Source organism: Planctomycetia bacterium (genome assembly GCA_034440135.1).
Taxonomy (GTDB): Bacteria; Planctomycetota; Planctomycetia; order Pirellulales; family JALHLM01; genus JALHLM01.
Genome location: JAWXBP010000385.1, coordinates 22,986 through 29,286, shown reverse-complemented (window position 1 = coordinate 29,286; position 6,301 = coordinate 22,986). Strand labels below are relative to the sequence as shown.

Genomic DNA, 6,301 nt, shown 5'->3' with positions numbered 1-6,301 from the left:
GTCCTTTTCCTCGCGACGCGCCATGGAAAGCAACTCTTCCCGCAGCGCCTGTTCGCGTCGGGCGAGTTCCTGGCGCTCTTCGCTGCGCTCCTGTTCGCGCGCTGACGCGGCAGCGCGGTCTTCGCGCTGCCATTGTTCCCAGCGGCCCTCCCATTCGATCCGGCGCTGCTGCTCGCCTTGGAGTTCTTGCCGGAGCGTGGTCACGTTTTCCAGCGTATGCTGCACCGCCTGGTATTGCGCACTGAGAGACTGCACCAGACTGTCGGCCTGGTGTCCCACGGTGGCAATGCGATCGCCCATGCGGGCGTCAAGCTCGCCTAGACCTTGTTCAAAATGGGCCAACGCCGCGCGCGTGCGCGGTTCGGTGATAGCAAGTGCGTCCAGGCCCGCGGCTAAATTCTGCGACGTCGCCCCAACCAGCGTCTTTAAGCCATTTAGCCGATCTTCACATCGCCCGAGGCGATTCGCCTCAGCTTCGAGCTTGGCGAGGAGCTGATCCAGCCGTTCGCCGAGCGCGCGTTGCTGGCCGGAATGTTGAAACTCCAGGTCGGCGTGCCATCGTGCCCGAACCCAAGCCAGAGATTGTCGGATTGAAGGGAACATGGCTCTGGTCTCCGGGAATCGAACCAGTGGTCGTCAGCGGGCACGGCTTCGTCGCCCGGAACCCTGATCGGCGTTAGAAAGTCGCCTACTCCAGAGGCAATTTGGGAAAAATTTGCGGGCGCGCTGGTCGAACTGCTGCCATGTGGATGCGATCGTCACTAGGTAGTGTCAAGATTTGCCGCTTGCGCAGACGAAATAAGTTGCACGGAGTTTACTGCGATAGCGATGGAGCGCGCGGTGCCCAAGTTTGTCGTAATCGACCCATCCCTCCGGGATTACCAGGGGCATTACTTCGAGTATGCCGCGCGGGTCTTGCGCGCCGCCGAGGACCGTGGATTCGAGCCGGTGTTGATTGCCAATCGCCAATTGCATGCATCGCCAGCAGACTTTCGCACGCACGCGGCATACCGCTACGGTTTCTTCTATGCTTCCGGGAAGGCCGCTGCGACTGCGACGGGAGCAGGTGAACGGATCTCGATTCTGTCAGCGATCTTTTGGGCTCGGTTTCAGCTCCGCTATTCCCGCTTCGGACTCTGGTGCGCGCTACACAGCCCCTGGTCATGGGGCCTCGAACGGGGCGCCTGGCGAGATCGCGCGGAATCGGGGCACTGGTTCCGCCTGATCGTGCTGTTTGTAGTCTTGGAAGCGCGGGCCCTCGCCGAGTTGGCCGTCTGCTGGCTGCCCTATCGAGAGTCCATCGATCGCCTGGCGGCGGCGCTAGTCTGCTATCTACGGCGTGCGGCAAAGGACGTTGTGCGGCACTTCAAGGCGGCGATGGCAGTGGCCAAGACGCAACTCGGCAAGAGCGGGCCGCTGCGTGAGCATTTGTGGCGGCGGCTCAAGCTGCGTCATTTCGTGCGTGATACTTGCGATTGGCTGGATGCGGAGCCCGTGCTCGACGGCGACATGGTGTTGTTGTCGGTGACGTCCGCCGTGGAGTTGATGGCATTGACGCGCGTCTGGCGGCGCCGACCGGAAAGCTTGCTCGCCACCTGGCATCTTGTGTTTCGACACAACCTGCACGCGCGCGACGCCCAGGACGCTTCCGGCGAAGCACTGCGACCCTTGCGCAACGCGTTTCAATGGGCGCGCGTCTGCGTTCCGCTGGACAAGGTGTTCCTGTACGCCGATACCGAGGAACTTACCTCGCAATACAATTCGCTAAGCAGTTTACCGTTTCGAACGCTGCCCGTCCCGGTTGGCGGCGACTATCTGGCGGCGCGCCACGTCAACGGCACGCAAAAGACGTTGCAAATTACCTATGTCGGCGACGCACGCTTCGAAAAGGGTTATCACCTGCTGCCCCGGCTCGTCGGAGACCTCTGGGAACGCTGGATTGCCCCGCGCGCCGCACGCTTCGTCATTCAATCGAATTTCAGCTCTGGCGACGTAGCGCCCGAAGTGGCTATCGCGCGCGCCCAGTTGGGCGGCTATGCGGCGGACAAGGTGCGACTGTTGACCGAACCGTTGGCGCCTGTTGCGTATCGCGACCTCGTGCGCGACGCGGACGTGTTGCTGCTTCCTTATGACGGCGCCCAATACTTCGCCCGCAGTTCAGGCATCCTCGCCGAGGCGCTCACGGCCGGCGTCCCGGTTGTAGCGCCGGCTGGCACGTGGATGGCGATGCAGTTGACACAGCCGCACTACGCGTATCACCAGTCGCTTCGCGAAACTTCGCAGGTCTTGGAAACGCGGACGCTTGATAATTCCCACTGGAAGCTGACGGGCATTCAGGGATCGCGCCCCGTGATCGACGGCCGGCTGCAACTCGGCGGACGCCGTCAATGCGAGTGCCGATTGAAATCGGCGCGCGGCGCGTCGGAACTGCTAATCACATTTCAACAAGAGACTGCTCAGCGCGGTCAATTCGTCGAGTTGCAAGTCGCACAGTACGCCAGCTCTGGGCGCTTACTGGCGTCGAGTACACACGTTCTCGGCGGTTGCACTTCCAGCGTTTCGTTGTTGGTACATCTAAAGCAACGGGTTCGCTTTGTTCAATTGCTCGCCTGCAACGCCTACACGTCCCTGCCAATGGAACTGGCGGATGTGCGATGCGATTTTCTGCGCGCGGAAATGCGTCGACCGCTCAGCGCCGTGGGCGTCGTGCTGAATTCGCCGCGCGAATTAGCGGCCGCTACTCAAGAGATCCTGCGAAACCACGCGCACTATCGCGCGACGGCCGGCGACTTTGCCCAGGTATGGTCGCGGCGTCACAATCCCGCGGCGCTTGTGGAGATGCTGATCAGCGCGACGCGAACCACGACCACAACGCCGCGTGTCGAACCGCCGCGCCCCCATTTTCTTGCGTCCGCTGCAAGGCCTGAGCCAGGTTGGGCGGTGCTGCCATGACCACGAACGCCGGCCTCACAATCGCCGTGGTCTCGGACGTTAGCTTGGGTTTTGGCAGCCCGCAGGTTCAATCCCTGGCGCGCTCACTCGCTACACACTACAACGCGCCGGTCACGATCTACGAGCCGGAGCAAACGGGCCGGCCGCCACGCCCGATGGCCAGCGGTTCGGTCCAAGTGCGGCGCATTTGCACCGATGTGAGTCCTCATACCAGGCCGGGGCGGATCGAATACGTGTTGAACACGGCGACCGAGTTGAACCGCGAACGTCCGGACATCGTGCTGCTTTGCTGTACGTTCACCTTGCCGGTGCTGGCGAAGTTGAAGTACCGGCCGCGTACGGTGATTTACGCGTTGATCGAGATGATCGCGCCGTATGGACGCTTCGACGTCCTGATGAATCGCGCCCTCGCGCCGCGCATCGACATGGTGATCGTTCCGGAGGAGAACCGCGCTCGGCTGGACATGCAGCGGTGCGGTTTCGCCGCGAAGCCGATGGCGGTGCTCTACAACGTCAGCGACGCGCCCCACGTTGCGCCGACGCCGGTGGCAATGCGGTTGCGAAGATTGTACTACGGCGGCGCCATTTCCACGGGACTGGGCCTGGCGGAATACTTGCTGCATCCCGAGATGCGAAACGTCCCGCTGGACATCTACGGAGATGTCGGCGGGGCCGATCGTGCAGAGCTGTTGCAGCGCCTCCACAATACGACGTGCGAACCCCGGTATCTCGGCTGTTGCGATGCCGAATCGCTTGCTCATTTGCGGCGCCACTACGCCTACGCGGTTGTTATGTACCGCCCGACCACGGATCACACGCACTACGCCGCGCCGAATAAATTCTTCGAGGCCATCGCCGACGGCGTGCCGCCGATCGTGGCGCCGCACCCGCAGTGCCAGATGATCGTGGAGCGCTACCAGTGCGGCATCTTGATGCGCGACTGGTCCTTCGCGGCGTATCGCGACGCGGTGCAGGAAGCGATGCAGCTATTCGGCACACGGCGTTATGCGCGAATGGTGAAAAACTGCGAACGCGCGGTACGCGCGGAGCTCAACTGGCCGGCGCAGTTCGCGAAGCTGGAACGGCTGCTGCCAGCGGCGGCTTAGGCGATCAAACCAATGGTATGCGGAGTGTTGAAAGTATGATTTGCCGCGTTTGTGACGGAACGGAACTCGACTTGGCGCTCGACCTGGGCCTGCACCCTTGGTGCAATCATTTCCTGCGCCCCGAGGAAGCCGGCACGGAGCCGCGTTATCCGTTGCGGCTGGTGCATTGCCGTGGCTGCGGATTGGCGCAGCTCGACTACACGGTCAACAAAGAGACGATGTTCGGCGATCACACGTACCTGTCGGGCGTGACCGCTTCACTTTCACGCCATTTTTCGCAGGTCGCCAAGGAAGTCGACGCGCGGTTCGGCGATCGCTGGCAGGAAAAGTCCGTGCTCGATATCGGTTCCAACGACGGCACGCAGCTCACGCATTTTCAGTCGCTCGGCTGGGACGTGTTGGGCGTGGAATCGTCGAAAACCACGGCCGGCATCGCGCAACAGCGGGGCGTCCCCACCGTGCAGGAATTCTTCAACGCCGAATTGGCGCAAAGCCTGCAGCGCAAGTTCAACGTCGTGAACGCCGCCGGCGTGTTCTTTCATCTCGAGGAACTGCACAGCGTGACCGAGGGCATTCGCTTGTCGCTCGCGGAGGACGGCGTGTTCGTCGTGCAATTCCTGTATATGCAGAACATCGTGGAAAACCTGGCTTTCGATCAGATCTACCACGAGCATCTGCTGTACTACAACCTGGCGACGATCGAGCGACTGCTCGCGCGGCACGGGTTGGCGATGTTCGACGCGTACCTGTCGCCGATTCACGGCGGCTCGATGATCGGCTTCGTCACGCACCGCGGCCGGCAACTGCCCAGCGCACGGCTGCAAAGCCTGAGGGCTGTGGAATATGCCCGGAACAGCAACGCGCTGAGCACTTATCTGGATTTTGCGCGGCGCGTGGAGCGGATGCGCGAGCGCAACGTCGCGTATCTCGATCGCCAGAAGCAGGCCGGCAAGACGATCTACGGCATGGGCGCGCCAGTGAAGGGCAACACGATGTTGAACTACTTCGGCGTGGGCGTCGAGCGGATCGATTGCCTCGTCGAAAAAAACCGGCTGCGACGCGGCCTGCTGTCGCCGGGGATGCACATCCCCGTCGTGATGGAAGACGAGCTCGCGAGGCAACCGGACGTGTACTACGTACTTGCCTGGAACTTCAAGGACGAGATTCTGGCCAACCACCGCGAGTTGTGGCAAAACGGCGTGGAATTCTACTTCCCCGTCGATCCTCAAGTGGAACAACTCGCCGCTTAATGGATTCAACCGCCGTTTCGGAATCAATCAGCAGGTCTTCACGGATGAACATACTGGTCACGGGCGCCACGGGATTCTTGGGACAATCGCTTTGCAGCGCGCTGCGAACGCGCGGTGACGCCGTGCTCGCGCTCGGTTCGCGCGACGCCGACCTGACGCACTCCGCTGCGCTGGAACCCTGGAGCTGCCGCCGTTTTGATCAGATTTGGCATCTCGCGGCCTGGACGCAGGCCGGCGATTTCTGCCTGTACCACCCTGGCGAGCAGTGGCTCAAGAACCAGCAGATCAATACGACGGTATTGACTTACTGGCAACGCCATCAAGCAAGCGCAAAGTTAATCGCGATGGGCACGAGCTGCGCTTACGCGCCGGATCGTCCGCTGCGCGAAGAAGAATATCTCGCCGGAGAGCCAATCGACAGCCTCTATACGTATGCGATGACCAAGCGCATGTTGTACGTGGGCATGACGTCGCTGGCGCGGCAGTTCGATCTGCGCTACGTCTGCTTGACGCCGTCGACGCTGTACGGCCCCGGTTACCACACCGATGGCCGGCAGATGCATTTCATCTTCGATCTGATCCGAAAGATTCTGCGCGGCAAGTTGTACGACGAGCCGGTCGTACTGTGGGGCGACGGCGAACAGCAACGCGAACTGGTCTACATCGACGACTTTATTTGCGACGCGCTCTGGCTTGGCGATCATCGCGAGCACGACCTCGTGAACATCGGCGCCGGGGAGCAATACTCGATTCGCGCCTTTGCGGAGTGCATCTGCGCTGCGGTCGGCTACGACGCCGAGCGGATTCAGTACGACGCGACGCGTTACACGGGCGCTAAGTCGAAATGCCTGGACGTCACCAAACTGCGCGGGCTGCTGCCGGAATGGCGGCGGGTTCCGCTGCAATCGGGCATTCAACGCACCGTGGATTGGTTTCTCGGGGAACGCGAACGGCTGCTCCAACCAACGCGCGCGGCATGATGAAAGGAATCAG

The 6,301-nt window shown here is 61.8% G+C and carries 5 protein-coding genes; 4 read left to right on the top strand and 1 reads right to left on the bottom strand.

Translation table 11 applies throughout. The features are described 5' to 3' along the window. Positions 1–603: hypothetical protein (locus SGJ19_22880; protein ID MDZ4783100.1), on the bottom strand; the 603-nt coding region annotated here is incomplete at its 3' end. A 237-nt stretch (positions 604–840) separates the two neighbouring features. Here SGJ19_22880 and SGJ19_22875 point away from each other — a divergent pair. From SGJ19_22875 to SGJ19_22860, 4 genes are read left to right on the top strand one after another with little or no spacing between them, the layout of a single operon-like run. Next, on the top strand, positions 841–2,952 hold the full coding sequence (locus tag SGJ19_22875; GenBank protein MDZ4783099.1) for a hypothetical protein: 2,112 nt from the start codon (positions 841–843) through the stop codon (positions 2,950–2,952). Continuing rightward, positions 2,949–4,058 (top strand): hypothetical protein, encoded by a 1,110-nt coding sequence (locus SGJ19_22870; GenBank protein ID MDZ4783098.1) that lies wholly within the window; start codon positions 2,949–2,951, stop codon positions 4,056–4,058. Before SGJ19_22875 ends, SGJ19_22870 begins: the two co-directional genes overlap by 4 nt. 35 nt (positions 4,059–4,093) lie before the next feature. Further along, positions 4,094–5,308: a class I SAM-dependent methyltransferase gene (locus tag SGJ19_22865; GenBank protein ID MDZ4783097.1), complete on the top strand. Its 1,215-nt coding sequence runs from the start codon at positions 4,094–4,096 to the stop codon at positions 5,306–5,308. Between the two features lie 44 nt (positions 5,309–5,352). After that, on the top strand, positions 5,353–6,288 hold the full coding sequence (locus SGJ19_22860; GenBank protein MDZ4783096.1) for an NAD-dependent epimerase/dehydratase family protein: 936 nt from the start codon (positions 5,353–5,355) through the stop codon (positions 6,286–6,288). Positions 6,289–6,301 lie beyond the last annotated feature (13 nt).

Bases quoted from the DNA above. Each gene is read 5' to 3' on its own strand.
- SGJ19_22870 (MDZ4783098.1), top strand. From the start codon at position 2,949: ATGACCACGAACGCCGGCCTCACAATCGCCGTGGTCTCGGACGTTAGC.
- SGJ19_22865 (MDZ4783097.1), top strand. From the start codon at position 4,094: ATGATTTGCCGCGTTTGTGACGGAACGGAACTCGACTTGGCGCTCGAC.
- SGJ19_22860 (MDZ4783096.1), top strand. From the start codon at position 5,353: ATGAACATACTGGTCACGGGCGCCACGGGATTCTTGGGACAATCGCTT.